This window comes from Streptomyces sp. NPDC045470 (assembly GCF_040646595.1).
In the GTDB taxonomy this organism is placed as follows: domain Bacteria; phylum Actinomycetota; class Actinomycetes; order Streptomycetales; family Streptomycetaceae; genus Streptomyces.
On sequence record NZ_JBEZAN010000028.1, the window covers coordinates 49607 to 74271 of the forward strand.

The following is a 24665-nucleotide window of genomic DNA, read 5'->3' on the forward strand; positions in this document are numbered from 1 at the left end:
GTGCCCCGGGCTGTTTTCCACAGGGGCGACGGAGGCGTTCGCGCAGGTTATCCACAGGGGTCGCAGAGGCGGGCGTGACCCGTCATGGTGGGGGTGGGGACGGAAGCGGAGGACGGATCGAGAGGGGGGTGCGGCAGCGGCCCGGCCTGGGCGGAGCGCGCGGTCCGACGGAGGTGTACGGGGCGTACCGGCCGCCGGGTGAGGGCGCGGCGTACGGCGCGGCGGAAGCGGGCCAGGGGGCGGTCGGCGGGTGCGGTGACCACGGCCTGGAAGCGCAGCCACCGGCGTATCTCGCGTACGGCCTGGACGTCACCGGCACCGGGGAGGACGGGTGCGCTCTCACCGCGCTGGGCGGCACGGTAGGCGTCGAGCATGTGCTGCTGGGATGCGTTCATGGACACCACACTGGGGCCGCCCCGCGGCGGGTGGCCCGTCGATTGACGGGAGCCGTCAAACGAGCCGGGCGCAGGTCACAGGCTCACGCATGATGGAACGGACGCCGGGCGGCCGGATGCCGGACGGCCGGGCGGCCGGACGCGCACCGGAGCCGGTACGGCTGCGGCGCATGGACGGGGCGCGGGGAACGGCGCACGGGGAACGGGGAGAGGCACATGAGTGTGTGGATCGATGTCACGGGGCTGCCCGCCGAGCGGACGGTGTTCAGCCTGTCGCCGCTCGCCGAGCTGGGTGCCGCCCTGCACGCGCTCGCCGAGCCCGGCCACCACCCCGGTCTGCACGGCTGGACCACCGCGACGGCCGGTGCGCTCGAACCCGACCTGGCCGACCGGCTGTGCGACGCGGACTTCCTCTGGGGGCCGACGTTCTCCGACGTGACGATGCCGTTCGCCGCGCTCGCGGACACCGGCGGGCAGCCCGGCGCCACGCTCACCGAGGACCTGGACCTGCTCGACCGGCTCGACGACGAGCTGTTCGTGAACGCCGCGTTGGAGATCAACTGCACCAGCGCGTACTGCCGCGGCGGCCCGTCACCGCTGGTGGACGCCGAAGCTCGCCGGCTGGCGCTGGAGCGGGCCACCGCGCGCGGCCCCCGGCAGGCCGACTTCGCGCAGCGGCTGCTCGCCGACCCGTCCGCCGTACGGGCCTGGATCCGCCGTCTGCTGGAGGACTGCGAGCAGGCGTTCTTCGCGGACGTCTGGCAGCGGGTGCGCGTCCACCTCGCCGCGGACGCACGGCACAAGGCCGAGGTGCTGCGCCACAAGGGTCTGGCCGAGGCGCTGGCCGAGGTGTCGCCCGCGGTGACCCTGGACGAGCCGCGGTCCCGCATCGTCGTCGACAAGCTGCTCCACGGTCACGGCACGGCCGTGGACCCGGCCGTCGGTGTCGGGATCACCCTCCTCCCGACCTCGTTCGGCTGGCCGCACCTGAGCGTGCTGCACGCGGCGGGCTGGCGCCCGGTGATCCACTACCCGGTCGCCGCACCGGAACCGGCCGGCCCCACGTCGGTCGCCCTGGTCGAGTCCCGGCTCGAAGCGCTCGCCCACCCGATGCGGATACGGATGTGCCGCTACCTCGCCCGTACCGCCTACACCACCGGCGAACTGGCCGCCGCGCTCGGCATATCCGCGCCGGAGGTCTCCCGGCACCTCGCCGTCCTCAAGAAGGCCGGCCTGCTCCAGACCCGCCGCCGCGGCCGGTACGTCCTGAACCAGTTGGACGTCCGGGTGGTGGCGCGCCTGGGCAGCGACTTCCTGGAGGGGGTACTGCGCTGAGCCGGCGGGCGGCGGGGTGGTGCCGCGGGCGCTCAGTTCTCCTGGAGGAACTTCTTGGCGAGGGCGTCGCCGCGGGAGACGGCGTCGCTGTGGCTCTCGATGGGGGACGCCTGGGAGTTCTTGAACAGGATGTAGGTGACGCCGGACTCGGCGCCGCCGGTGGCCGGGTCGGGGTCGATGCCGAGGCCCTTGGCGGCCGCGTACGACGCCTCACCGATGATCTTGTCCGGTCCGGTGTCGCCGACGACCGCGTACTCGACCTTGTTCTTGTAAACGACGGCGACGATGCCGCCGCCCTTGATGCCCGCCGACTCGTAGTTCCAGATGCCGCTGACCGAGGGGACGACGACGTACGGCAGCTTCTCGGCGTTCAGCGGCTTGCCGTTCGACTGGTGGAAGCGGGTGTCCGGCTGGAACCAGGGGTCGGTGTCCTTGTTGCACTTGGCCGTGACCTGGCCGTCGCAGTCGATGTCCATGTCGGCCTTCCAGAACACGGCGTTCTTCTTGCCGCAGACCGGGACGGTCGCCGATGTCTCCTCGTCGGTGCGGTACTTGCCGTGGGAGATCTGCGAACAGTCGGTGACCTTGGCGAGCAGGTCGGCGGCGCTGACCGAGCCCTCGGTCACACCCGGCCGGCTCACGGCGTCCGCGGGGGCGGAGGTCGCGGCCGGCTGGGCGGTGGCGGGCAGCGCGCCGGCGGCGAGCAGCGCGGTTCCGGCGGCGGTGGCCAGGGCGAAGGTTCGTCTGCGCACAGGAGGGCCTCTCTGTTAGGAAAGTTTCCTTACCGAGCGCGCCCAATCTCCTCCGCTCCCCCACCCCCGTCAACCCCGCCCCACCCGCAACTCGCGTCCCCTTCAGCCCTGTTCGGCCCGGATCCCACCCCACTCGACCGCCACAACCGCCACAGACACCGGCACCGGCACCGGCACCGGCACCGGCACCAGCACCAGCACCAGCACCAGCACCAGCACCGACGACTGTTACGCCCCCGGGCGCCGTTACGCCCCCGCGCCGCCCCCGGCCCGTACGAGTCCCGTCTCGTAGGCGAGCACCACCGCCTGCACCCGGTCCCGCAGCTCCAACTTCGTGAGGATGCGGCCCACATGTGTCTTGACCGTGGCCTCCGACAGCACCAGCCGCGCCGCGATCTCACCGTTCGAGAGCCCCTGGGCCACCAGCAGCAGCACCTCCCGCTCGCGCTCGGTGAGCCGTCCGATCTCCGGGCGGACCGGCTCGGCGGCGGACGCCGGCAGCATCGGCGTGAACCGGTCCAGCAGCCGGCGGGTGGTCGAGGGCGCGACCACCGCGTCGCCGCTCCGCACCGCGCGGATCGCGGCCAGCAGTTCGCTCGGCGGCACGTCCTTCAGCATGAAGCCGCTGGCCCCGGCCTTGAGCGCGGAGAAGGCGTACTCGTCCAGGTCGAAGGTGGTCAGGATGAGCACCTTCGGCGCGTCCGCCTGCTGCCCGCCCGCGCAGATCCGGCGGGTGGTCTCCACCCCGTCCAGGTGCGGCATCCGCACGTCCATCAGGATGACGTCGACCTTGGTGGACCGGAGCACCTCCAGGGCCTCCACCCCGTCACCGGCCTCGGCGACGACCTCCATGTCGGGCTGGGCGGCCAGCACCATGCGGAAACCGGTGCGCAGCAGCATCTGGTCGTCGACGAGCATCACGCGGACAGTCATGGCAGGAGGTCCCTTTCAACGGCGGTGCGGGTGGCGGAGCCGGTGGTCCCGGCGCCGGGAGGGCCGGCCGGCGTCGGCGCGGCAACAGGGTACGTACGGGCGGGGGAGCGGGCATCGCCCCCGGCTCACTGCCCCGGCTTGAGCGGCAGGACCGCGCTGATCCGGAAGCCTCCTCCCGGCCGCGGCCCCGCGTCGAGGCTGCCGCCGACCATGCCGACGCGTTCGCGCATGCCGATGAGCCCGTGGCCGAGGCCGTCCGCCCCGCCCCCCGAGTACAGCTCGTGCTGGGCGCCGCGCCCGTCGTCCTCGACCAGCAGGTCCAGCTCGGCGTCCCGGTAGGCGAGACGGACCGTGGCGCCCACGTCCGGACCGCCGTGTTTGCGGGTGTTCGTCAGCGCTTCCTGCACGATGCGGTACGCGGTCAGCTCGACGCTGCTGGGCAGCGGGCGCGGTTCACCCGCCACCTGGAAGTCGACCGGCAGTCCGGCACCCCGCACCTGGTCGATCAGGTCGGCGAGCTGCTCGACGCCTGGCTGCGGTACGTACTCGCCGCTCTCGGGCTGCTCACCGGTGCGCAGCACGCCGAGCAGCCGCCGCATCTCGGCGAGCGCCTGCCGGCCGGTACCGGAGATCGTCTCCAGGGCCTGCTTGGCCTGCTCGGGCGCGGCGTCCAGGACGTAGGCGGCGCCATCGGCCTGGACCACCATCACGGACACGTTGTGCGCGACGACGTCGTGCAGCTCGCGGGCGATACGGGCACGCTCGGCGGCCACCGCGATCCGCGACTGCGTCTCGCGTTCCTTCTCCAGGCGGGCGGCCTTCTCCTCCAGCTGGGCCCAGTACGCGCGGCGGGTACGGACCGAGTCGCCGAGCACCCAGGCCAGCACGAACGGGACGGTGAGCAGGCCCATGACGAACAGCCCTTGCCACAGGCTGCCGGGCGGCCTCTCACCGTTGCCGGAGCGGACGGCGTAGAGCGTCGGGCCGATCAGCGCCCCGCCCAGAGCAGTGCGCGAGGCCCAGCGCGTGGTGCCCGAGGCGACCGTGTAAATGGTCGCCAGCATGGCGAAGTTGGACGGATTGGGATCTACGTCGAACACGATCTGGCAGAGACCGACCAGAATGGACAGCAGCAGCATCTTCTCGGGCGCCTTGCGCCGCAGCGCGACCGTCAGGCACATCGCGGCGACGACGAGAGCTTCCAGAAGCGTCCGGGTGTCGCTCTGCACATCCGCCGACGCCACCAGCATCAGACAGTTGAAACCGAACAGGAGGACGGCCCAGAAGGTGTCCACCCCTGTCGGGTGCCTGCGGAAGAAGTCGTAGAGACGCTGCACGTCACCCAGCGTAGGCAGGCCGTATAGGTGTACGGGTCAACCGGACGGGCGATCCTGGAGGACGGGAGTACTCCGCAAGGTGGAGACGGGCCTGGCACCGGGGTCCGCCGCCGTCCGCGCCCCCGTCCGCGCTCTCCCCCGCCCCCGCGTACCGTGGTGCGGTGACACACGACTGGTGCGGTTGGCGGGACGCCACGGAACGGGCTCTCTACGGCCCCGGCGGCTTCTACACCAGCGGCGACGGGCCGGGTCCCGCCGGCCACTTCCGTACCTCCGTGCACGTCTCGCCCCGGTACGCCGAAGCCCTCGCCACCCTGCTGTGCCGCGTCGACGGGTCCTTGGGCCGTCCGGCGGAACTGGCGCTGATCGATGTGGGCGCCGGGCGTGGCGAGCTGCTGACCGGAGTACTGGCGGCGCTCCCGGACCCGGTGTGCGCCCGTGTGCGCCCCTACGCCGTCGAACGCGCCCCCCGGCCCGTCGGGCTGGACGACCGCGTCACCTGGCTCCCGGAACTGCCCGCACCCGGCTCCCTGACCGGCCTGCTCTTCGCCAACGAGTGGCTCGACAACGTCCCGGTCGACGTCGCCGAGACCGACGGGGACGGCGTGCCCCGGTACGTACTGGTCCGCCCGGACGGCACCGAACGGCTCGGCGGCCCGGTCACCGGCGAGGACGCCGCGTGGCTCGCCCGGTGGTGGCCCCTGCCGACCGCGGACCCCGGGCTGCGTGCCGAGATCGGCCACCCGCGTGACGCGGCCTGGTCCCGCGCGGTCGGCACCCTGCGCGCCGGCCTCGCCGCCACCGCCGACTACGCGCACACCCGCGCCACCCGCCCGCCTTTCGGCACCCTCACCGGCTTCCGCGAGGGCCGCGAGGTGCACCCCGTACCCGACGGCACCTGCGACATCACCGCCCACGTCGCCCTGGACGCCTGTGCGGGCCCCGGCGCCGAGCGCGTCACCCAGCGCCAGGCACTGCACGCCCTCGGTGTCGACGGCAGCCGCCCGCCCCTCTCCCTCGCGCCCAGCGACCCGGCCGCCTACGTGCGGGCCCTGGGCTCGGCGGGCGCGGCGGCGGAGCTGACCGACCCGGCGGGCCTGGGCTCCTTCGGCTGGCTCCTGCAACCGGTCGGCGGCGTCTGTACGGGACTGCTCACCTCCTGAGGAGCCCGCCCGCCGCCCGCCAAGAGCCCGTCCGCCACCCCTGCACCGCCCGTCCGCCGCCCGGCCCCGCCCGATCACCGCCCGGCCCCGCCCGCCGGTCCGCCGACCACCGCCCCGCAGTCCCCCGGCCCCGCCGGACCCCGCCGGACCGAACTGCGAGACTGTCCCCATGACGGAGACCACGGTCGGCATCGGCGGCGCGGCGGAGAGCACCGACATGGTGCTGAACATCGGCCCGCAGCATCCCTCCACGCACGGCGTGCTGCGGCTGCGCCTCGTCCTGGACGGCGAGCGCATCCAGCACGCCGAACCCGTGATCGGCTACATGCACCGCGGCGCCGAGAAGCTCTTCGAGGCGCGCGACTACCGCCAGATCATCATGCTCGCCAACCGGCACGACTGGCTGTCGGCCTTCTCCAACGAGCTGGGTGTGGTCCTGGGCGTGGAGCGGATGCTCGGCATGGAGGTCCCCGAGCGCGCCGTGTGGACCCGTACGCTGCTCGCCGAGCTGAACCGGGTCCTCAACCACCTGATGTTCCTCGGTTCCTACCCCCTGGAGCTGGGCGGCATCACCCCCGTCTTCCACGCCTTCCGCGAGCGCGAAGAGCTGCAGAACGTGATGGAGGAGATCTCCGGCGGGCGGATGCACTACATGTTCAACCGCGTCGGCGGCCTCAAGGAGGACCTGCCGGCCGGCTGGCTCGGCCGCGCCCGGCACGCCGTCTCCGAGGTCCGCTCCCGGATGGACGTCTTCGACCGCCTGGTCCTCGGCAACGAGATCTTCCGCGGCCGGACGCGCGGCATCGGCGTACTGAGCCGCGAGGCCGTGCACGGTTACGGCGTCTCCGGGCCGATCGCCCGCGCCTCCGGCGTCGACTTCGACCTGCGCCGCGACGAGCCGTACCTCGCGTACGCGGAACTCCAGGACACGCTGCGGGTGGTGACCCGCGAGGAGGGGGACTGTCTGGCCCGCTTCGAGTGCCTCCTGGAGCAGACCCACAACTCCCTGGAGCTGGCCGACGCCTGCCTCGACCGGATCGCCGAGCTGCCGCCCGGCCCGATCAACCAGCGCCTCCCGAAGGTCCTGAAAGCCCCCGAGGGCGCGACCTACGCCTGGACCGAGAACCCGCTCGGCATCAACGGGTACTACCTGGTCTCCAAGGGCGAGAAGACCCCGTACCGCCTCAAGCTCCGCTCGGCGTCGTACAACAACATCCAGGCGCTGACCGAGCTGCTGCCGGGGACGCTCGTCGCCGACATGGTCGCCATCCTCGGCTCGCTGTTCTTCGTGGTCGGCGACATCGACAAGTAGCCGGGCCGGGCCGGGAGCCGGGGCCGCACCAGGGTCGTACGCCCGGACTACGTACGCGGCCTGGGGCCCTCCCGGTGCCACGCCGTGATGCCCAGCTTGCCGGTGGACCCGAGGTCGATCAGCTCCCGGACCAGTTGCGGACGGCTGCCGCCCGCGGCCGGGGTGAGGGCCAGGAACGCGCCGTTCACGGCGGGGCGCGTCGCGTCCGTCACGCGGTTGCGCCACATCAGTACGGCCCTGACGTGCTCGCCCGGCTGGAGCGTGATCGGCTCGGGGCCGACGTCGTCCACGACGTCCGAGCCGTGGCTGATCTTCACGTCCAGCGGCTCGCGGTCCTTGCCGAGGACCTGGACGCCCGCGTAGCCGTTCACCTTGTACGGGCGCTCGCCGCAGTTGGTCAGGGTGACGCCCATCGCGCGGGTGCCCATGGCGGCGTCCACCGGGAGTCCCGCGATGACGACACCGTCCTCGGGGCAGGCGGGAGCGGTGCGGGACGGCTTGGGGTCGGGCTTCGCCTCCGGTCGTGCCTCGGGCCGCGCCGAACAGCCGACGGCGGCGAGCGCCACGACGCCGAGCACGGCCGCCGACAGCGCCCGCGGCACCGGCCCGGCCGCCTTCCTGGTGACTGCTCCGGCCACTGTCCACCCCGCGTCCGCCCCGGTGCCCACGCGTCTCCGTACGACGCGCGGCTGATCAAGTCGGCCGCCAGCGTACCCGTACGGGCACGGCGCGCACCTCGGCGTCCGCGCCGCCGCCGGCCCGCTCACGCTCCGAAAAGCGCCCGGCACTCCTCCGTCCACCCCGCCACCTCGACCGGCACCGTACGGTGCGCCTCCCACCCCGCCCGGTCCAGCCGCAGCCGCTGCAACGTCCGCGCTTGCCCGCGTACCGCGGCGACCTGCACGCCGTCCGGTACGTACCCGAGCTTGCGCGAGACGGCCAGCGACCGGACGTTGTCCGTCATCGCGGCGGAGGTCACGGCGTCCGCGCCGAGCCGGTCGAAGACGAAGTGCAGGACGGCCGCCCGCATCTCCGTACCGATGCCCTGTCCCTGGTGGGCCCGTCCGAGCCAGGACCCGGTCTCCGCCTCCTTGGTCACCCCGAAGGCGGTGCCGACCACGTCCTGGCGCCCCACCGCCCTCCCCTCCCGTGTCACCGCGAGGCTCAGCGTCCAGCTCTCCGGCCGCCACTCCGCGACCGTGGAGAGCACGTGCTGGAACGTCGCGCGCCCGCGCTCCTCCGGGAGCGCGTCCGTCCAGGGCACGGTGAACGGCATCTCCGCCGCGTCGTGCACGCCGTCGGCGGCGACCGCGGCCAGATCGTCGAGGAGATCGAGGCCGGGCAGGCTCAGTTCGAGGCGCGGTGTACGGATACGGATTCCGTAGAGGGGCCAGTGGTGTCGCCGAGGCTGTTCCATGACGGAATGCTGCCGAACGAGGGCCCGTAGCGTCGACCGGATTACCGCGTGCCGGTCGCGCGCCGGTCGTGCCCCGGTCGCGGCCGGTCGTGCCCCGGTCGTGCGCCGTCACATACGGTCGTGTGCCCGCCGCCTGTGAGCCGCCCTCCCGCCGGCCGACGGCCACCGGCCCTCCTCAGCCCGCCTTCAACCCCTGCAAATGCCTGCGCAGCACCGTCCGCTGCGCTTCCGGCGTGACGTACTCCGGTTCCAGCATCGCGCGCAGGTTGAGGCCGTCCAGCAGGGCGGACAGCCGCAGGCACTCCAGGTCCACGTCCAGGTCGGCGGGCAGACCGCCGGCTTCCTGCGCGCCGCGCAGCACCCGTGCCAGCAGGGCCCGCAGGCCGGTCTCCATGTCCACCGCGCACGCCCGCAGCTCCGGACGGAGCCGGGCCGCGCCGCAGAACGCCGCCCACAGGACCGCCTCCTGGCGCCGCTCCTCGTCCAGGGCCAGGAACTCGCCGATCAGCTCCTCCACCCGTGCCGGCCGTTCCCGCCGCGCGGCCGGGTCGAGCAGGCGGTCCACATGGGTCCGTACGCGCCGGTCGATGCGCGCGCTCAGCTCGCGCATCGTGAAGAGCAGCACCTCGTCGTGGTCACGGAAGTAGTGCCGCACCGATCCGACGGCCAGCCGCGCCTCGTCGGCGACATTGCGCAACGAGGCGCCTTCCACCCCCTCCCGGGCGATGACGCGCAGAACGGCGTCGGCGACGGCCTGGCGGCGGGCTTCGGGGTCGACGATCTTCGGCATGTTGCCATTGTGGCACGGTCGAGCTAAATTGTTTTTGGCACGACTGAGCGAAAACAACATCGGGCGCCCGCCCCTCGGGTGCCGTCAGGGGGAATCGTGAACGGCTGGCTGCTCGCGGCGATCATCGCCGCGGTCCTCGTCCTCGTCGTCGCCAAGCGCCTGAAGGGCGAACCGGTCACCGTCCGCGAACTCTTCGCGGGCCCGGCGGTCCTCACCGGCCTCGGCATCCTCTTCGTCGCCAAGGCCGACGGTGTGACCGGCACCGACATCGCCTGGGTGGTCCCCGGCGCCTTCCTCGGCCTCGGCCTCGGCGCCGCACGCGGCGCCCTGGTACACCTCTTCGAGAAGGACGGCACGCTGTGGCAGCGCTACACCGGCCGTACGTTCCTCGTCGTCATCGCGTCACTGCTGGTCTCCGCCGGATACGGCATCCTCGCCGAGCACATGGGAATGCACCCGTACGCACGGCCCACCCAACTCACCATCGGCGTCAGCTTCCTGGGCGAGTCCCTGCTGATCCATTACCGCGCGCGGAAGACGGGGACGCCCTTCGCGCCGCAGCAGGAGTCCCCCCTCGCCTTCCTGGGCCGCCACTTCCGGTGAGGCGCGCGGCCGAGGGGAGTCCGCAGCCGAGGAGCACCCCACAGCCCGAGGGGATCACCCGGCCGAGAGCAGGGCGGCCGCCACCGCCCTGGCCCGGTGGGCGGGTGCCGCCGAGCGCTCCCGCAGGGCGGTGACCTGGGCACCGTCGATCAGCAGGACGAGCTGTTCGGCCAGCTCCTGTGTGCCGCGCACATACCCCGCCCCGGTGAGCAGCTCGGCGACGTACGAGGTCATCGTGCGCTTGTGGGCCGCGGCGGCGCGATGGGCGGCGCTGGCCGGGTCGGCGATCTCGACCATCGTGTTGATGGCGGCGCAGCCGCGGTAGTCGTCGGCCGAGAAGCGTTCGGCGAGGGCGTCGAAGAGGGCGAGCGGTGTGCCGCCACGCTCGGCGACCGCGGCGTGCAGCCAGTCGAACCAGCGCCGGCCGTAACCGTCGATCATGGCCACGACCAGGTCGTCCTTGCTCGCGAAGTGCCGATAGAAGGACGCCCGGCCCACTCCCGAGGCGGCGAGCAGCCGCTCCACGCCGACGGCGCGGATGCCCTCGGCGTAGAAGAGATCCTCGGCTGCCTTGACGAGTCGTTCCCGGGCGTTGGTCGGCATACGGCCACGATAGCCAACCTTGACTCCATACGGAACCGATCGGTACCGTCTCGCTCACCCAGCAGACGGTACCGATCGGTGCCATTCTTGGAGTCCGGAGACCGCATGCCCCGCAAGAGCGCGTCCGACCAGCCGCCGACTCTCTCCTCTCCCCCGTCGCCTCCCCCGTCCCCTCTGCCACCCTCCCCGTCGCCGCCTCCCCTCGCGGGACCGTCGGCCCCGCCGGGGTCCCGGGCGGCGGCGCCCGCCGGCTCCGGCTCGGGAAACTGGCGCTTCCACGGAGCCGTGCTCGCCGCCGGGACGTTCGTCGTCGGCACCGACGCCTTCGTGATAGCCGGGGTGCTGCCCGACATCGCCGCCGACCTGCACGTCGGGCTCGGCGCCGCCGGACAGCTCGTCACCGTGTTCGCCCTCGCCTACGCGGTGCTCTCGCCCCTGCTCGCGGCGTTCACCGCCGGCTGGTCCCGGCGTACGGTCCTGATCACCGCACTGGCCGTCTTCGCACTCGGCAACGCGGCCACGGCTCTCGCCCCCGGCTACCCGGCCGCGCTGGCCGCCCGGGTCGTCGCGGCAGCCGGTGCCGCGCTCTACGCCCCGAACGCCTCGGCCACCGCCGCGGCCCTGGCGGGCGAGGCCGCACGCGGACGCGCCTTCGCCCTGGTGAACACCGGGCTGACCTCCGCACTGATCCTCGGAGCGCCGCTCGGCACCGCCATCGGCGGCGCGTACGGCTGGCGCACCACGATGTGGCTGGTCACCGTGCTGCCCCTGCTCGTCGTCCCGCTGCTCGCCGCCCGGCTGCCCCGTATCCGCACCGGGACGCCTCGCGGGCTGCGCCGCCGGCTCGCCCCGCTGGCGGACCGCGGTGTCCTGTACACGCTCGCCGTCACCGTCGTGGTGTTCGTCGGCATCTACATCCCCTTCGAGTACCTGAGCGCCGTCTACGGGCCCGTACTCGGCCACGGCGGTACGGGAATCGGTACGGGAGCCGGTGCCGGGCCCGGGACGGGCGGAGGCGGCGGAGGCGGCGGGGGCGGAGGCGGCGGAGGCGGCGGGGGCGGTCTGACCGCCGTCCTGCTCCTGGTCTTCGGCATCACCGGCACGGCCGGGAACCTGGTCGCCGGCCACCTGGCCGACCGCTTCGGCCCGCGGCGGGTGGTGCTCGGCGCCGCGCTCGCGCTCACCGTGGCCTTCGGGCTGGTACCGCTGAGCCGGGAGTGGCTGCCCGCCGCGCTGGTCGCGGTGGCGGTCTCCGGCTGGGTGTCGTTCTCGGTGACCACACCGCAGCAGTACCGGATCGCCGCGCTCGCCCCGCAGGCACAGTCCGTGGTCGTCTCCCTCAACGCGGCCGCCGTCTACCTCGCCGTGTCGCTGGCCGGCGGCCTGGGAGGCATCGGGCTGGAGACGGTGGGCGCGGCCCGGCTGCCGTGGCTGGCCGCCGCGTTCACCCTGGCTGCCGCCGTACTGACGGCCGTACACCGGCCGAGGGCGGAACGGGCGAAGGCGGACCGGACCGAGGCGGGGGGCCGGCCCGAGAGGACGGCGGGCGCGGTCTGAGCGTGCCGATGCGCCCGGCAGTGGGCCGCCTGCCGCTGGGCAGGACCGCCACCGCCGGGCGCATCGGCACGGAGAACGGATAACGGAAGTCGGCGGGAACCGACCTGTTCGTAAGTCAGGAAGAGACCGCGCTGCGCAGTTCCGCCAAGTCGATCTGCTCGGTCTCGTCGTGCGCGGTCAGGTCGATGACCTCGCCGTCGGCGGGGTCCGCGGCCTCGGTCGCCGCACGGTCCGCCGGAACGTCCGCGGTCTCGACCTTCGCCGCCTTCTCCGTCGTCTCCGCCGCCTTCTCCGTTGCTGCGCTCTTCTCCGTCGCCGCCGCCTGCGCCTTCTCCGGCTTCTCCGCCGTCGGCTCCGGGGCCCCGTCACGGGCCCGACCGAGCGCCGACTGTTCGGCGACCGCCTCGTCACCGACCACGTCGGCGAGGTCCTCCTCCAGCCGCCGGACCGGCTTCGGCCGCCGCGTCACGGTCGACGGCGCGCCCGCGCCCGGACCGTCCTGCGGTGCCCCGTCCCGTACGGCACCGGTGCCGGTCGCCGTCCCGAAGAAGTCGAAGCCGCCTTGGAGACGGGAGGCGGGCAGCCGCGCGGCCCGTACGGGCGCGACGACGGCCGCGGCGGCCGGGACACGGAGCAGACCGGACGCCGACCCCGCGCCGGCAACGGCGCCCCGCTGCTCGGCGGAGCCCCGGTCACGTCCCCGGCCGGCGCCGTCGGCCGTACCCGCCTGCGCTTCAGCGGCCCCGGAGGCGGCAGGCATCGACGCCCCCGGCTTCGGACCGTCCGGCTTCGGACCGCCCAGCCCTGACGTCCCCGGCTTCGGCCCGCCCGCCTTCCGGCCGCCGGGCTTCGGGACGGCGGCCGTACGGTCCCGGTCCTGCGCGGCCGGACGCTCCGTGGCCGCCCCGGAATTCCCCTGGCCGTCCTCACCGTCCCGGGCCTGCGCGCTCCCGGCCTGGCGGGCCGCGCTGCGCGGTAGCTGCCGCAGCGCTTCCGCCGCCCGGTGGTACATCCCCGCGGTGAGCGCGCCCGGCACGCTCCCGTCCGGACCGTCCCCGGTCCCGGCCGTCAGCTCCCCGGCGGGCGTCCCGGTCTCGATCGCCAGCAGCCGGCGGCCCTCCAGGGCGCTGGCACGCTCGGTCTCGGCGGTGGCGTAGCGGCGCAGCAGCTCGGCGTGCTCACTGCGCAGCCGGGCCAGCTCGGTCCGCTTGGCCCGCAGCTTGGTGTCCAGCTTGCCGCGTATCCCGCGGGACTCCTCCAGGTCCGATTCGAGCTCGGCTATGCGTTCGTCGGTCTTCCACTCGTCCCGCACCCGGGCGTTCTTCAGCTCGGCGACGCTCTTGCCCGCCGTACGGTCCCACGCGCGCAGCAGTACGGAACCGGTGACCGCGGCGGCCGCCGCACCCGTGGCGAGCACGCGCTGTGCCAGGTCGTCGCCGACGAACCAGACGCCCGAGGCGCAGGCTAGGGACGCACCGGCGACCGTCACGGGAGGAAGAAGCCGGTGCAGGGGTGGCGAATGGCGGTGGCGTCCTCGTGGCATGGCCTGAAACTTACCGTGCGTGCGGGACCTATGGGGCCCCGCCCGCCGGTTCGTTTCCCGGTGGTTACTTCTTCGCCAGTCCCTTCGACTCCAGATATGCGTTCGCGACGTCCTGCGGCTTCTGCCGTTCCGCGTCGACCTTGCGGTTCAGTTCGATCAGATCGGCGGTCGTCAGCTTGTCCCTGAGCTTGCCCAGAGCCGCCTCGATCTCCTTGTCACCGGCGCTCTCGGCATTCACCACCGGCAGCACATTGTCGGCATTCTGCAGCTTCTTGTCGTCCTTCAGCAGCACCAGGCCGAAGTTGTCGAGCGTGGCGTCCGTCGTGGTGGTCAGCACCATCTGGTCCGTGCCGTCCTTGACGGCCTGCTTGGCCTGCGTGGTGCCCACGCCCTTCGGATCGATGCCCGTCACGGCTATGCCGTAGACCTTCTCCAGGCCCGGCTTGCAGAACGGCCGCGTCTCGCACTCCTCGCCCGCCGCCAGCCTGATCTTCTCCTTGGAGCGGCCGAGGTCCGAGAGCGTCTTGAGGTGGTGGCGGTCGGCGAATTCCTTGGTCACCGCGAACGCGTTCTGGTCCGTCGCCTCCCCGGCCGGCAGCACCTTCAGCCCGCGGGGTTCCGCGAGTGCCTTCAGCGCGGCGACCGTCTCGCCGATGTCGCTGGAGGCGACGGGCTTCGCGTTCGGCCCGTTCTTCTTGGCGTTGAGGAATTCGGCGAGGGTCGAGGCGTATTCCGGTACGACGTCGATCTGGCCCTTCTCCAGCGCCGGTTCGTACAGCTCACGATTGGCGAGCGTCTTGACGGTGGTGCGGTATCCCGCATCGCTAATGATCTTGGAATAGATCTCCGCGAGCACCTTCGACTCGGTGAAACCGGCCGAGCCGATGACGATGTCCCCCTTGCCGCCACCGCTCTTCGCGCCGCCCTTCTCCTCCAGGCTCTTTCCGCCGCAGGCGGCCAGCCCGCCCGCCAGCGCGAGCGCGGCCCCCGCGGCGAGCGCGGCCCGCACCGTACGGGACGGTCTACGGCCGGGGCGAGGGCGATGGCTGAGGGTCTGGCTGTTCGGGTCCTGGTTCATACCGATTCACCGTCCAAGGAGGAGAGAGAGAAAAGTCCATGTGCAGGCCCCGGACACCGAGGCCGTCTCGTCACCGGGCCACGACCGCCGGGCCGCGACCGCCGGGGCACGGCCACCAGGCCACGACCACCGGAGCACGACCGCTGGGGCACGGCCACCAGGCCACGACCACCGGGCCGTCCGCCACGCCCGCCCACGCCTACGCGGGGCTCCCGGCCCGGGCCGCGTCGTCCGCCGGTTCACGGGACTTGCGCGCCCGGCCGCGGCCGCGCCGCATCGGGTCGAAGGCCCGGTCCGTCAGCACCAGCAGTCCCTCGACCAGCAGCGCCAGTACGGCGACCAGCACCGCGCCCGCGACCACCTGCGGCGTGTTGTAGTTGCCGAAGCCGGCGGTGATGATGCGGCCGAGGCCGCCGCCGCCCGCGAGCGCGGCCAGCGTCGCCGTGGCCACGACCTGGACGCCGGCCGACCGCAGGCCCGTCATGATCAACGGGTAGGCGAGCGGCAACTCGACCCGCAGCAGCAGCTGCGGCCCGGACATGCCCATCCCGCGCGCCGCCTCGATGACGTCCCGGTCGGCCTCCCGCATGCCCACGTACGCGTTGGTGAGCAGCGGCGGCACCGCGAACAGCACCAGCGCGACGATCGTCGGCCAGTCCCCCGCCGTGCCCAGCGGACTGAGCGTCAGCAGGACCAGGACCGCGAACGTCGGCACGGCGCGCCCCACGTTGGAGATGTTGACCGCCAGTGCCCCGCCCTTGCCGATGTGGCCCAGGTACAGGGCGACCGGCAGGGCGATCAGGCAGGAGATCGCCAGGCACATCGCGCTGAGGTAGACATGCTCGCCGAGCCGGTGCCACACCCCTTTCTCCCCGGCCCAGTTGGCCGAGGCCGCCAGCCAGTCCCAAGCGCCCGTTATCGCGTCCATCGCCTCAGGCCACCGCCTTCTTCGCCGTCCGGCCCGCCGCCCGCCGCTCACGCCGTGCGCGGGACCGTGCCCGCGCCTGCGCCCGGGTCCACGGCGTCAGCAGCCGCTGGAGGCCGATCAGCAGGACGTCGGCGGCCACCGCCAACAGCACGCACAGCACCGAGGCCGTCAGCACCTCCGCCTTGAAGAAGCCCTCCATGCCGCTGGATATGAGATTGCCGAGGCCGCCGTAGCCGACCACGGCGCCGATCGTCGTCATCGCCACCGTCGAGACCGTCGCGATGCGCAGCCCGGCCGTCAACGCGGGCAGCGCCAGCGGGAGTTCGACACCGAAGAGCAGCTTCACGGGGCCGTAGCCCATCCCGCGCGCGGCCTCGCGGACCTCCTGCGGCACCGATTCCAGCCCGGCGAGGATGTTCCGGACCAGGATCGTCAGCGAATACAGCACCAGGCCCGTGACGACCACGGCGGCCGAGACGCCGAAGACCGGTGTCAGCAGCGCGAACATCGCCAGCGAAGGGACCGTGTACAGAATCGTCGTCAGCCCGAGGACCGGACCCGCCGCGGCCCGCCAGCGGCGGGCTGTGAGCGCCAGCGGAAAGGCGATCAGCAGGCCGATGACGACGGACACCAGCGTGATGCCCACGTGCTGGACGGTGGCATCCAGCAACTCCTGGCTCCGCGTCCGGACATACTCACCGCAGATCCAGTCGTTCGCCTCCAGGCAGCTCTGCGCACTCACCCGCGGTCACCTCCCCCGCCCTGTCGCTCACATTTTCGGTGACTGTCTGCGACCCTATCCCCCACCACTGACAATCCGACCGGCCCGCCATCCAGCCGTAACAAGACACACGTGACGGGACGGATTCCGCGGGCAGGAGCCGGAGCACAGCGCGCCTACCCGGCCGGCGGCCGTCCACACTGGGGAACCACCATGATCCGATTCGAGCACGTCACCAAGAGCTATACCGACGGGACCACCGCCGTCGACGGCCTCTCGTTCGAGGTCGCGGAGGGCGAGCTGGTCACGCTCGTCGGACCGTCCGGCTGCGGCAAGACCACGACGATGAAGATGGTCAACCGGCTCATCGAACCCACCGACGGCCGTATCTACCTGGATGGTACGGACATATCGACCATCGACCCCGTCGAACTGCGCCGCCGCATCGGCTACGTCATCCAGCAGGTCGGCCTCTTCCCGCACAAGACCGTGCTGGACAACACGGCGACCGTCCCGCACCTGCTCGGCTGGCCGCGCATGAAGGCCCGCGCCCGCGCCGCCGAACTCCTCGACCTGGTCGGCCTGGACCCCTCGCAGTACGGGGACCGCTACCCCGACCAGCTCTCCGGCGGGCAGCGCCAGCGCGTCGGCGTCGCCCGCGCGCTCGCCGCCGACCCGCCCGTCCTGCTGATGGACGAACCGTTCGGCGCGGTCGACCCGGTCGTCCGCGAGCACCTCCAGACGGAGTTCCTGCGGCTCCAGTCCACGCTCCACAAGACGGTGCTCTTCGTCACCCACGACATCGAGGAAGCGGTACGGCTCGGTGACCGCATCGCCGTCTACGGGGCGGGCCGCGTCGAGCAGTTCGACACCCCGGCCACGGTGCTGGGGGCGCCGGCCACCCCGTACGTCGCGGAGTTCGTCGGCGCCGACCGCGGGCTCAAGCGGCTCTCGGTGACCCCGATCGAGACCGGCGACCTGGAGCAGCCGCCGGTGGTCCGGCTCGACGACGACGCGGAGCGGGCGGCCGCGCGGCTCGACGAGGAGGGCGCGGCGTGGGCCGTCGTCCTGGACGCGGACGGCGCCCTGCACGGCTGGGTCTCGGCGGCGGGCCTGAAGGCCACGGGTCCGCAGACCGCGGGCCTGAAGGCCACGGCTCCGCAGGCCGCGGGCTCCGGAACGGCGACGGCGGCGACCGGGCGTGAGGTGCGCGACCACGCGCGGCGCATGGACGCGTGGCTGCCGCTCGGGGCGCCGCTGAAGCAGGCGTTCAGCACGATGCTCCAGCACGACGCCGGGTGGATCGCGGTCCTGGAGGAGGAACGATTCCTCGGTGTGCTGACCCCTGCGGCGCTGCACGCGGCGCTGCGGCGGTCCACGGCGGCCGACGCGGGCCGCCTGGCGCGTGACGAGGTCGTGGTGGAGAGCGTTCCCGGCGCGTAGCGGCGCGGGGCGCCGGGGGTGGCGGCGGGTGCCGTCACCGCCCCCTACGCCGCGCTCGCCCCCGCCTCGTCATCGTCCTCCGGGAGCTTGCACACGCGCTCCAGGAACAAGGCGGCCAGCACCACCGCCACACCGGCCAGGACCGAGAAGCCCGCATGAATGGCCTGGTCACGGCGGGGCTCGACCGCGAGGTCCGTGGTGAGCAGGAAGACGCCGACACCGCCGTACACACCGGCCACCACGGAGGCCACCAGGGCGCTCGCCTGGCCGAAGACGACGGCGCGGGCGGCCACCAGCGGGTCGACGCCCCGGGCGTCGGGGCGGCGTTCGCGCTGGGCCTTCAGCCGGGAGCGCAGGGACACGGCGGTGGCGGCCAGGACGGCGGCGATCAGGGCCAGTACGACGGGGGCGGCCAGCGGCACGCCGGGAAGGGTGCCGAAGGAGTCCCACAGCCGGGCGCCGGCCCAGGCCAGCACTCCGGCTGCCAGGAACAGCCCGCCCAGCACCTTGATGTGTAGCTGCTTCACCGAGCGTTCGCCCCTTGTGCCCTCGTCCTCGTACGTGTGGTGCGGAATGCGGATGTGCGCATGGTCGTGCGGCGTTCGTGCGTCACGGCAGGTCCGGCGTACGGTGCCGGCGGCCGGCGACGCCGGTGCCGCGCCCACCGGTCCAACGTCTACTCCGGCAGCCGCAGTTCCAGGTCCACCCGCGGTACGACGCCCTCGCGGCCGACCACCGAGAGCAGCTCGGCCACCGCGCCGCGGCCCGGGACCTCCGCCTCCGGGTCGACATCGTGCCACGGCACCAGGACGAAGGCGCGCTCGTGGGCCCGCGGGTGGGGCAGGGTCAGCAGCGGGTCCTCGGAGACGACGTCCTGGTACGCCAGGATGTCGACGTCGATCGTGCGCGGCCCCCAGCGCTCGTCACGGACCCGCTCGAAGGCCTCCTCGATCGCGTGGCCGCGCTCCAGCAGGGAGGCGGGCGGCAGCGTCGTCTTGATGAGCACCACCGCGTTGAAGTACGACGGCTGCGACCCGGGGTCGACGCCCCACGGCTCGGTCTCGTACACCGGCGAGACGGCCTTGACGCGGACGCCGGGGGTGTCCTCCAGCGCGTCGACGGCGCCCTGGATGGTCTCCAGGCGGTTGCCGAGGTTGCTGCCGAGGGAGATCACGGCGCGTTTCGGGTTGGAGAGCGTCACGTCCGCGGCGTCCACCCGCTCCACCACGGACGTGGGCACCGGCTGCACGGTCGGGTCACTGCTGGTCATACTCGGCTCCGGGTGATGGTGATGGTCACGTCGTCAAAGGGGACGGTGATCGGGGCGTCCGGCTTGTGGACGACCACCTCCACCTCCTGCACCCCCTCGTGCTTGAGGCACTGGCCGGCGATGCGCTCCGCGAGCGTCTCGATGAGGTCGACGGGCTCGCCCTCGACGACGGCCACGACCTCCTCCGCCACGACGCCGTAATGCACGGTCTTCGCGAGGTCGTCGGTCGCCGCCGCCGGGCGGGTGTCCAGGCCCAGCACCAGGTCCACGATGAAGGTCTGGCCCTCTTCGCGTTCCCGGGGGAAGACCCCGTGGTGCCCTCGGGCCTTCAGCCCACGCAGCGCGACACGATCCACGCGAATCACACTCCCACTGGTCCCATTGGCACCTCTGGTACCACTGATCGTCGGAATTGCGGGCGGGGACCAGAGACTCGTCCGGCACGCCGCCCCATCATCGAATCTACCTGCGAGCACCGACAGTGTTTGCCCACGGGGGCCGTGGACAAGGCCCGTACGACTGCTGGGCGGCTCTGCCGGGGCGTACAGACGGTCGTCCGCGCGGCCACTACCCGTGGCCCCGCGGTCCCACCCCTACCCGTGCGGCACTTGGCTCGAACGGGTGCGCCGGAGTCGACCTCGCTGACGCTTCCCGCTGACGGGCCCGGCGGCGTCGTCGCAGGCCGTCGGCCTGGCGTCGGTCACCGTACGGCCACGGAACAGTCACCAGGTCCCCGCGAAAACGCGCGAAGTCTTCACGCGAGTTTCACGTTCAGACCCCGCCGCCCACGCCTCCGGCGCCCGGCCCGTCGCCACCGGGCCCGGCCGCGTCGCCGTTCCCGTCCCCGCCCCCTTCATCGTCCTGGTCCGCCAGGACGGGCGAGCCGTGGTGCGACCAGACCCGCCAGCCCTCCTCCGTACGCCGGAAGACATTGGTCGCGACGACCAACTGGCCGATCAGCGGCCCGACCGAGCCGTCCTCCTCCGCCGGCCCGCCGCTGAGGATGTTCTCGGTGCAGGTGACCAGCGCGGTGTCGCCGAGGACGTCGATCTCCACATCCGTCAGGAAGAACTGGATGTACTCGGTGTTCGCCATGATCAACGCGTACGAGCGCAGCACCTCGCCGCGCCCGCGCAGCACCGGCCAGCCCGGGTGCACCACGCTCACCTGGCCGTCCATCCACATCTCGGACATGGCCGCGTGGTCACCGCGCTCCATGGCCTCGTACAGGTCGGTGTTCGCCTGCTCGACCAGCTCGATGTCCGTACGTGGACTCACACCGCTCCCGTCGCGTCCGCCGCACCCGCGGCGCCCGTCACACTCGTCCCGTCCGTCCCCGGCGCCGCGCCTTCCACGGCACGGGCCACCCGTACCGCGTCCGCGCTCGCGCGCACCTCGTGCACCCGCACCGCCCAGGCCCCCTCCCGCGCGACCATCGCCGACACCGCGGCCGTCGCCGCGTCCCGCTCGCGGGCGGGCGGCGGAGCGGCCTGCGCGTCCCCTGCCAGCACCCTGCCCAGGAAACGTTTGCGCGAAGCGGCCACCAGCAGGGGGCGGCCCAGCTCCCGCAGCCGCGCCAGCTGCGCGATCAGCGCGAGATCGTGCCCGGCCTCCTTGGCGAAGCCCAGCCCGGGGTCGACGACGATGCGCCCGGGGTCGATGCCGCCGTCGACCGCCCGGTCCAGGCTCTGGCGCAGCTCGCCGAGCACCTCGGTGACGACGTCCCCGTACACGGCCCGGTTGTTCATGTCGATGGACCGGCCGCGCCAGTGCATGACCACGAACGGCACCCCGGCGGCGGCGACCACCGGCACCATCGCCGGGTCGGCCGCGCCCGCGCTCACGTCGTTGACCAGCCGCGCGCCGGCCGCCACGGCCTGCTCGGCCACCGAGGCGCGCATGGTGTCCACGGACACCACGGCCCCGGCGGCGCACAGCTCCCGCACGACGGGCACGACCCGGCGCAGCTCCTCCGCCTCGTCCACCCGGGCGGCGCCCGGCCGCGTCGACTCGCCGCCCACGTCCACCAGGTCGGCGCCCTGCGCCACCAGGTCCAGGCCGTGCTTGACGGCCAGCTCGGTGTCGAACCACTGCCCGCCGTCGGAGAACGAATCGGGCGTCACGTTCACCACGCCCATCACCGCGCAGCGGTCCCAGTCCGGAAGTCCGGCCACCCGGCCGCGCAAGGTACTCATGGCACCAGCCTAGGCGCCGGGAACGAGGACGCCGCCCACCCCCGGGAGGGGACGGACGGCGCCCGGAACGCTGCGGTGCCAGGTCCCGGCCTACGCCGCCGGCTCCACCTCGTCCACGCCGATCGGCGCCTTGGTGTGCGCGCACGGGCGCGGCTCGGGGGCCTTCCTGCGGCGCAGCGCGCGGGGCAGGCCCAGCTCCAGGTAGCCCTCGGCCTGGAGCGCGGCCAGGCCGATGCGCGGGATGTCCCGGCTGTTGCGGAAGACCACGAAGCGCGGCTCCCAGCGCGGCCGGAACTTGTCGTTGAACTTGTACAGCGACTCGATCTGGTACCAGCGCGACAGGAAGATCAGCATGCCGCGCCAGATCCGGATGACCGGCCCCGCGCCCAGCTTCTCGCCGCGCTCCAGGGAGGAGCGGAAGACCGCGAAGTTCAGCGACACCTGCTTGATCTTCAGGTCCGGGGCGGCCTGGAGGGAGGCGACGATCAGCAGCTCGTTCATGCCGGGGTCGGCGGAGCGGTCGCGGCGCATCAGCTCCAGCGAGATGCCGTCCTTGCCCCACGGTACGTAGTGCTGCATGGCCTTCAGGTCGCCGAACGGGCCGGGCCGCTCGCCCTCGGCCGGCGCCAGGTGCGCGGTGGCGATCACGGCGTCACCGTCCCGCTCGGCGTCGATGCGGCCCAGCGCCATGGAGAAGCCGCGCTCGGTGTCGGTGTCGCGCCAGGCGTCGGCGGCCTGCTGGACACGCGCCAGCTCCTCGGGCTCCAGGTCGCGCACCCGCCGTACCCGGGTCTCGTAGCCGTTGCGCTCGATGCGCTTGACCATCTGCCGTACGTTGCGCATCGAGCGGCCGGTGAGCGTGAAGTCCGCCACGTCGACGATCGCCTCGTCGCCCAGTTCCAGCGCGTCCATGCCGGTCTCGCGGGTCCAGACCTGGCCGCCGGTCTCGCTGCAACCGGTGACGGCCGGGGTCCAGGAGTGCGCCCGCGCCTCCTCCATGAAGCGCTCGATGGCGCCCGGCCACGCCTCCACGTCGCCGATCGGGTCGCCGCTGGCCAGCATCACCCCGGATATCACCCGGTAGCAGACGGCGGCCTTGCCGGTCGGCGAGAAGACCACGCCCTTGTCGCGGCGGAGCGCGAAGTAGCCGAGGGAGTCGCGGCCGCCGTGCTTGGCGAGGAGTTCCCGTAGCTGCTCCTCGTCCTGTCCGGTGAGCCGGGCGGCCGGGTGCTCGGGGCGGAAGGCCAGGTAGGCGGTGGTGGCGACGGTCAGCAGGCCGAGCGCGCCGAGCGAGTAGCCGACGGTGTAGTCGACGTTGTTCACGTACCGGACCGGGCCCTCGAAGCCGAAGAGACCCCACATGACGTGCTTGAACCGCTCCCACACCGACGGATCGCCGATGATCTTGTGCGGGTGGGAGTTCACGATCACCAGGCCGAGGCCGAAGCTGATGCCGCCCAGGGCGACGAAGTTCAGCAGGGCCTTCACCCGGCTGCGCGGGTCCGGCAGCGCATCGAAGGCGCGCCGGTGCCACACCAGGAAGGCCAGCAGGGCCAGCGAGAGCGCCGCGCCCACGATGGAGTGACGGTAGACGAGCTGGGCCGCGATGCCCACCGGCAGCAGCGAGACGGCCGCCACCCAGGCCCGGCGCTTACGCCGTTTGAGCCCGTGGGCGAGCATCAGCAGCAGGATCCCGACGACGATGGAGGAGGCCGCCGCCAGGGCGCTCACGGCACCCGGCAGGACCTCCGCCAGGGCATGCAGCCTGCTGTGCCGGAAGCGGGGAAAGAGCCCGGCGACCAGGTTGAGCAGTCCGACGACCGCGCCGGCCGTCCCCACCAATGGCGGCACCTTTTCCGGGCGGGGGCCGCGCAGCCAGCGTGGCGGACGCCACGCAACCGTCCCGGACTTTTCGCCATCTAGCTTGTCAGACATTACTTTCCCGTCGCCCCGGTCGAGAGAAGTGCGAGCCTTAGTCGCAGCATCTGGACTTTTGCGCCCTGTATGACGGCGTTTCAGGGCCCGGGGTTCCACCCGCGGCACGGACGACCGGCCGCCCGGAAGAAAGCACCACATGGGTCTCACCAGCAAAAAAGTGCTGCTCTTGGCCGTCCTTTTCGCGGTAGCGCTCTTTGTTCTCACGATCTGGCTGTGGCCGCGCCTGTCCCGGCAGAACTGGCGCACGGTCCTCGGCCGCATCGGTCTGCTGCTGGCGACCCAGCTGTCGATCTTCGCCTCCATCGGTCTTTTCGCGAACAATTCGTTCGGTTTCTACGCATCGTGGGCGGACCTGCTCGGCCAGGAGCAGGAGCCGGGCGTGGTGACGAATCATGAGACCGGCCCGAACGGCACCAAGCTGAAGATGCTCGGCAGCGAGCACGTCGGCGTACCCGGCGGATCCAAGCCGCACGTGGGCGGCCGGATAGACAAGGTCGTGCTGCAGGGCGAGAAATCCAAGATCAACAGCCCGGCGTTCGTCTACCTGCCGCCGCAGTACTTCCAGGCGAAGTACGCGAAGAAGCGTTTCCCCGCCTCCGTGGTGCTGACCGGCTACCCGGGCACCGCACAGGCCCTCTACAAGAAGCTGCACTTCCCGCAGACCCAGCACGAGCTGGTCCGCAAGAACAAGATGCAGCCGACGATACTGGTGATGATGCGCCCGACCGTCGCGCCGCCGCGCGACACGGAGTGCGTGGACATCCCGGACGGCCCGCAGACCGAGACCTTCTTCACCCATGACGTGCGACACGACATAGCCAGCCACTACCGGGTGGGCACCGCCGCCAGGAACTGGGGCGTCATAGGGGACTCCACCGGCGGCTACTGCGCCCTGAAGATGCCGATGCGCTACCCGAAGGCCTTCTCGACCGGCGTGGCCCTCTCCGGCGCGTACAAGGCCCCGCTGGACGCCTCGACCGGCGCGCTCTTCGGCGGCGACAAGCAGCTGGAGCGGGAGAACAACCTGCTGTGGCGGCAGAAGAACCTGCCCGCGGCACCGGTGAACCTCCTCGTCACCTCCAGCAAGCAGGGCGAGGACAACTACAAGGAAACGCTGAAGTTCATCCAGCAGACCAAGTCCCCGGGCAAGATCGCCTCGATCATCCTGGACAGCGGCGGCCACAACTTCAACACCTGGCGCCGTGAGATACCCGCCGCCTTGGAGTGGATGGGCGGCCACCTCAAGGCGTAGCGGGGCATCGCCCCAGGGGGCGGCGTTTGTAATCGGGGCGGGGGGGCGGCGGGGCTTCGCCCGCCGCCCCGCCGGGGCGAAATCTGACCCACAGCCTCAG

The 24665-nt window shown here is 72.6% G+C and carries 25 protein-coding genes; 7 read left to right on the top strand and 18 right to left on the bottom strand.

What is annotated here, in order from left to right:
* Positions 1-47: 47 nt before the first annotated feature.
* Positions 48-395, bottom strand: a complete 348-nt coding sequence (locus AB0A97_RS38585; protein WP_361159768.1) for a hypothetical protein — start codon at positions 393-395, stop codon at positions 48-50.
* Between the two features lie 222 nt (positions 396-617).
* On the opposite strand from AB0A97_RS38585, the gene AB0A97_RS38590 reads away from it, so the two are divergent.
* Positions 618-1730 carry a DUF5937 family protein gene (locus AB0A97_RS38590; RefSeq protein ID WP_361159850.1) on the top strand — a complete coding sequence of 371 codons (1113 nt, stop codon included), beginning with the start codon at positions 618-620 and terminating at the stop codon, positions 1728-1730.
* 32 nt (positions 1731-1762) lie between these two features.
* On the opposite strand, the gene AB0A97_RS38595 is transcribed toward AB0A97_RS38590, so the two are convergent.
* The 3 genes from AB0A97_RS38595 to AB0A97_RS38605 all read right to left on the bottom strand — a co-directional run bounded on the left by AB0A97_RS38595 (position 1763) and on the right by AB0A97_RS38605 (position 4752).
* Positions 1763-2482, bottom strand: a complete 720-nt coding sequence (locus AB0A97_RS38595) for a glycoside hydrolase family 75 protein (RefSeq protein WP_361159771.1) — start codon at positions 2480-2482, stop codon at positions 1763-1765.
* A gap of 246 nt (positions 2483-2728) precedes the next feature.
* A complete protein-coding gene (locus tag AB0A97_RS38600) occupies positions 2729-3415 on the bottom strand; it encodes a response regulator transcription factor (protein ID WP_361159774.1) in 687 nt (228 codons plus the stop codon).
* A gap of 125 nt (positions 3416-3540) precedes the next feature.
* Positions 3541-4752: a sensor histidine kinase gene (locus AB0A97_RS38605; RefSeq protein ID WP_361159777.1), complete on the bottom strand. Its 1212-nt coding sequence runs from the start codon at positions 4750-4752 to the stop codon at positions 3541-3543.
* A gap of 161 nt (positions 4753-4913) precedes the next feature.
* Between AB0A97_RS38605 and AB0A97_RS38610 the strand changes: the two genes are divergently transcribed.
* Positions 4914-5915, top strand: a complete 1002-nt coding sequence (locus AB0A97_RS38610) for an SAM-dependent methyltransferase (RefSeq protein ID WP_361159780.1) — start codon at positions 4914-4916, stop codon at positions 5913-5915.
* 169 nt (positions 5916-6084) lie between these two features.
* Positions 6085-7227, top strand: a complete 1143-nt coding sequence (locus AB0A97_RS38615) for an NADH-quinone oxidoreductase subunit D (protein WP_361159783.1) — start codon at positions 6085-6087, stop codon at positions 7225-7227.
* Between the two features lie 47 nt (positions 7228-7274).
* On the opposite strand, the gene AB0A97_RS38620 is transcribed toward AB0A97_RS38615, so the two are convergent.
* The 3 genes from AB0A97_RS38620 to AB0A97_RS38630 form a co-directional block, all read right to left on the bottom strand.
* Entirely contained in the window at positions 7275-7895 is a 621-nt protein-coding gene (locus tag AB0A97_RS38620) for a DUF4232 domain-containing protein (RefSeq protein WP_361159786.1), read from the bottom strand.
* 95 nt (positions 7896-7990) lie between these two features.
* Positions 7991-8644 (bottom strand): GNAT family protein, encoded by a 654-nt coding sequence (locus tag AB0A97_RS38625; RefSeq protein WP_361159789.1) that lies wholly within the window; start codon positions 8642-8644, stop codon positions 7991-7993.
* Between the two features lie 175 nt (positions 8645-8819).
* The gene (locus AB0A97_RS38630) at positions 8820-9434 is read right to left on the bottom strand and encodes a TetR family transcriptional regulator C-terminal domain-containing protein (RefSeq protein WP_361159792.1); all 615 of its coding nucleotides are present in this window, start codon (positions 9432-9434) and stop codon (positions 8820-8822) included.
* 96 nt (positions 9435-9530) lie between these two features.
* Here AB0A97_RS38630 and AB0A97_RS38635 point away from each other — a divergent pair, with 96 nt between their 5' ends.
* On the top strand, positions 9531-10037 hold the full coding sequence (locus AB0A97_RS38635) for a DUF1453 domain-containing protein (protein WP_361159795.1): 507 nt from the start codon (positions 9531-9533) through the stop codon (positions 10035-10037).
* Positions 10038-10091: 54 nt separating this feature from the next.
* On the opposite strand, the gene AB0A97_RS38640 is transcribed toward AB0A97_RS38635, so the two are convergent.
* Positions 10092-10640: a TetR/AcrR family transcriptional regulator gene (locus AB0A97_RS38640; RefSeq protein WP_361159798.1), complete on the bottom strand. Its 549-nt coding sequence runs from the start codon at positions 10638-10640 to the stop codon at positions 10092-10094.
* Between the two features lie 285 nt (positions 10641-10925).
* On the opposite strand from AB0A97_RS38640, the gene AB0A97_RS38645 reads away from it, so the two are divergent.
* Positions 10926-12197, top strand: coding sequence for an MFS transporter (locus AB0A97_RS38645; RefSeq protein WP_361159801.1), 1272 nt, complete (start codon positions 10926-10928; stop codon positions 12195-12197).
* 115 nt (positions 12198-12312) lie between these two features.
* Here the strand turns inward: AB0A97_RS38645 and AB0A97_RS38650 are convergent, their stop codons facing one another.
* The 4 genes from AB0A97_RS38650 to AB0A97_RS38665 all read right to left on the bottom strand — a co-directional run bounded on the left by AB0A97_RS38650 (position 12313) and on the right by AB0A97_RS38665 (position 16488).
* On the bottom strand, positions 12313-13686 hold the full coding sequence (locus AB0A97_RS38650) for a hypothetical protein (RefSeq protein ID WP_361159804.1): 1374 nt from the start codon (positions 13684-13686) through the stop codon (positions 12313-12315).
* Positions 13687-13804: 118 nt separating this feature from the next.
* On the bottom strand, positions 13805-14818 hold the full coding sequence (locus AB0A97_RS38655; RefSeq protein ID WP_361159807.1) for an ABC transporter substrate-binding protein: 1014 nt from the start codon (positions 14816-14818) through the stop codon (positions 13805-13807).
* Between the two features lie 199 nt (positions 14819-15017).
* A complete protein-coding gene (locus AB0A97_RS38660) occupies positions 15018-15746 on the bottom strand; it encodes an ABC transporter permease (protein ID WP_361159810.1) in 729 nt (242 codons plus the stop codon).
* 4 nt (positions 15747-15750) lie between these two features.
* Entirely contained in the window at positions 15751-16488 is a 738-nt protein-coding gene (locus AB0A97_RS38665; protein WP_361159813.1) for an ABC transporter permease, read from the bottom strand.
* A 192-nt stretch (positions 16489-16680) separates the two neighbouring features.
* Between AB0A97_RS38665 and AB0A97_RS38670 the strand changes: the two genes are divergently transcribed.
* Positions 16681-17910, top strand: coding sequence for a betaine/proline/choline family ABC transporter ATP-binding protein (locus AB0A97_RS38670; RefSeq protein ID WP_361159817.1), 1230 nt, complete (start codon positions 16681-16683; stop codon positions 17908-17910).
* Positions 17911-17954: 44 nt separating this feature from the next.
* Here AB0A97_RS38670 and AB0A97_RS38675 read toward each other — a convergent pair whose 3' ends face one another.
* The 6 genes from AB0A97_RS38675 to AB0A97_RS38700 form a co-directional block, all read right to left on the bottom strand.
* Positions 17955-18437 carry a DUF3180 domain-containing protein gene (locus AB0A97_RS38675; protein ID WP_361159820.1) on the bottom strand — a complete coding sequence of 161 codons (483 nt, stop codon included), beginning with the start codon at positions 18435-18437 and terminating at the stop codon, positions 17955-17957.
* A gap of 149 nt (positions 18438-18586) precedes the next feature.
* Positions 18587-19180 carry a 2-amino-4-hydroxy-6-hydroxymethyldihydropteridine diphosphokinase gene (gene folK, locus AB0A97_RS38680; RefSeq protein WP_361159823.1) on the bottom strand — a complete coding sequence of 198 codons (594 nt, stop codon included), beginning with the start codon at positions 19178-19180 and terminating at the stop codon, positions 18587-18589.
* Positions 19177-19536 carry a dihydroneopterin aldolase gene (gene folB / locus AB0A97_RS38685; protein WP_030019216.1) on the bottom strand — a complete coding sequence of 120 codons (360 nt, stop codon included), beginning with the start codon at positions 19534-19536 and terminating at the stop codon, positions 19177-19179. Before folB ends, folK begins: the two co-directional genes overlap by 4 nt.
* A gap of 415 nt (positions 19537-19951) precedes the next feature.
* Entirely contained in the window at positions 19952-20458 is a 507-nt protein-coding gene (locus AB0A97_RS38690) for a nuclear transport factor 2 family protein (protein ID WP_361159827.1), read from the bottom strand.
* Positions 20455-21375: a dihydropteroate synthase gene (gene folP, locus AB0A97_RS38695; RefSeq protein ID WP_361159830.1), complete on the bottom strand. Its 921-nt coding sequence runs from the start codon at positions 21373-21375 to the stop codon at positions 20455-20457. Before folP ends, AB0A97_RS38690 begins: the two co-directional genes overlap by 4 nt.
* 90 nt (positions 21376-21465) lie before the next feature.
* Positions 21466-23310, bottom strand: a complete 1845-nt coding sequence (locus AB0A97_RS38700; RefSeq protein WP_361159833.1) for a phosphatidylglycerol lysyltransferase domain-containing protein — start codon at positions 23308-23310, stop codon at positions 21466-21468.
* A gap of 139 nt (positions 23311-23449) precedes the next feature.
* Here AB0A97_RS38700 and AB0A97_RS38705 point away from each other — a divergent pair, with 139 nt between their 5' ends.
* Entirely contained in the window at positions 23450-24565 is a 1116-nt protein-coding gene (locus AB0A97_RS38705) for an alpha/beta hydrolase-fold protein (RefSeq protein WP_361159836.1), read from the top strand.
* Positions 24566-24665 lie beyond the last annotated feature (100 nt).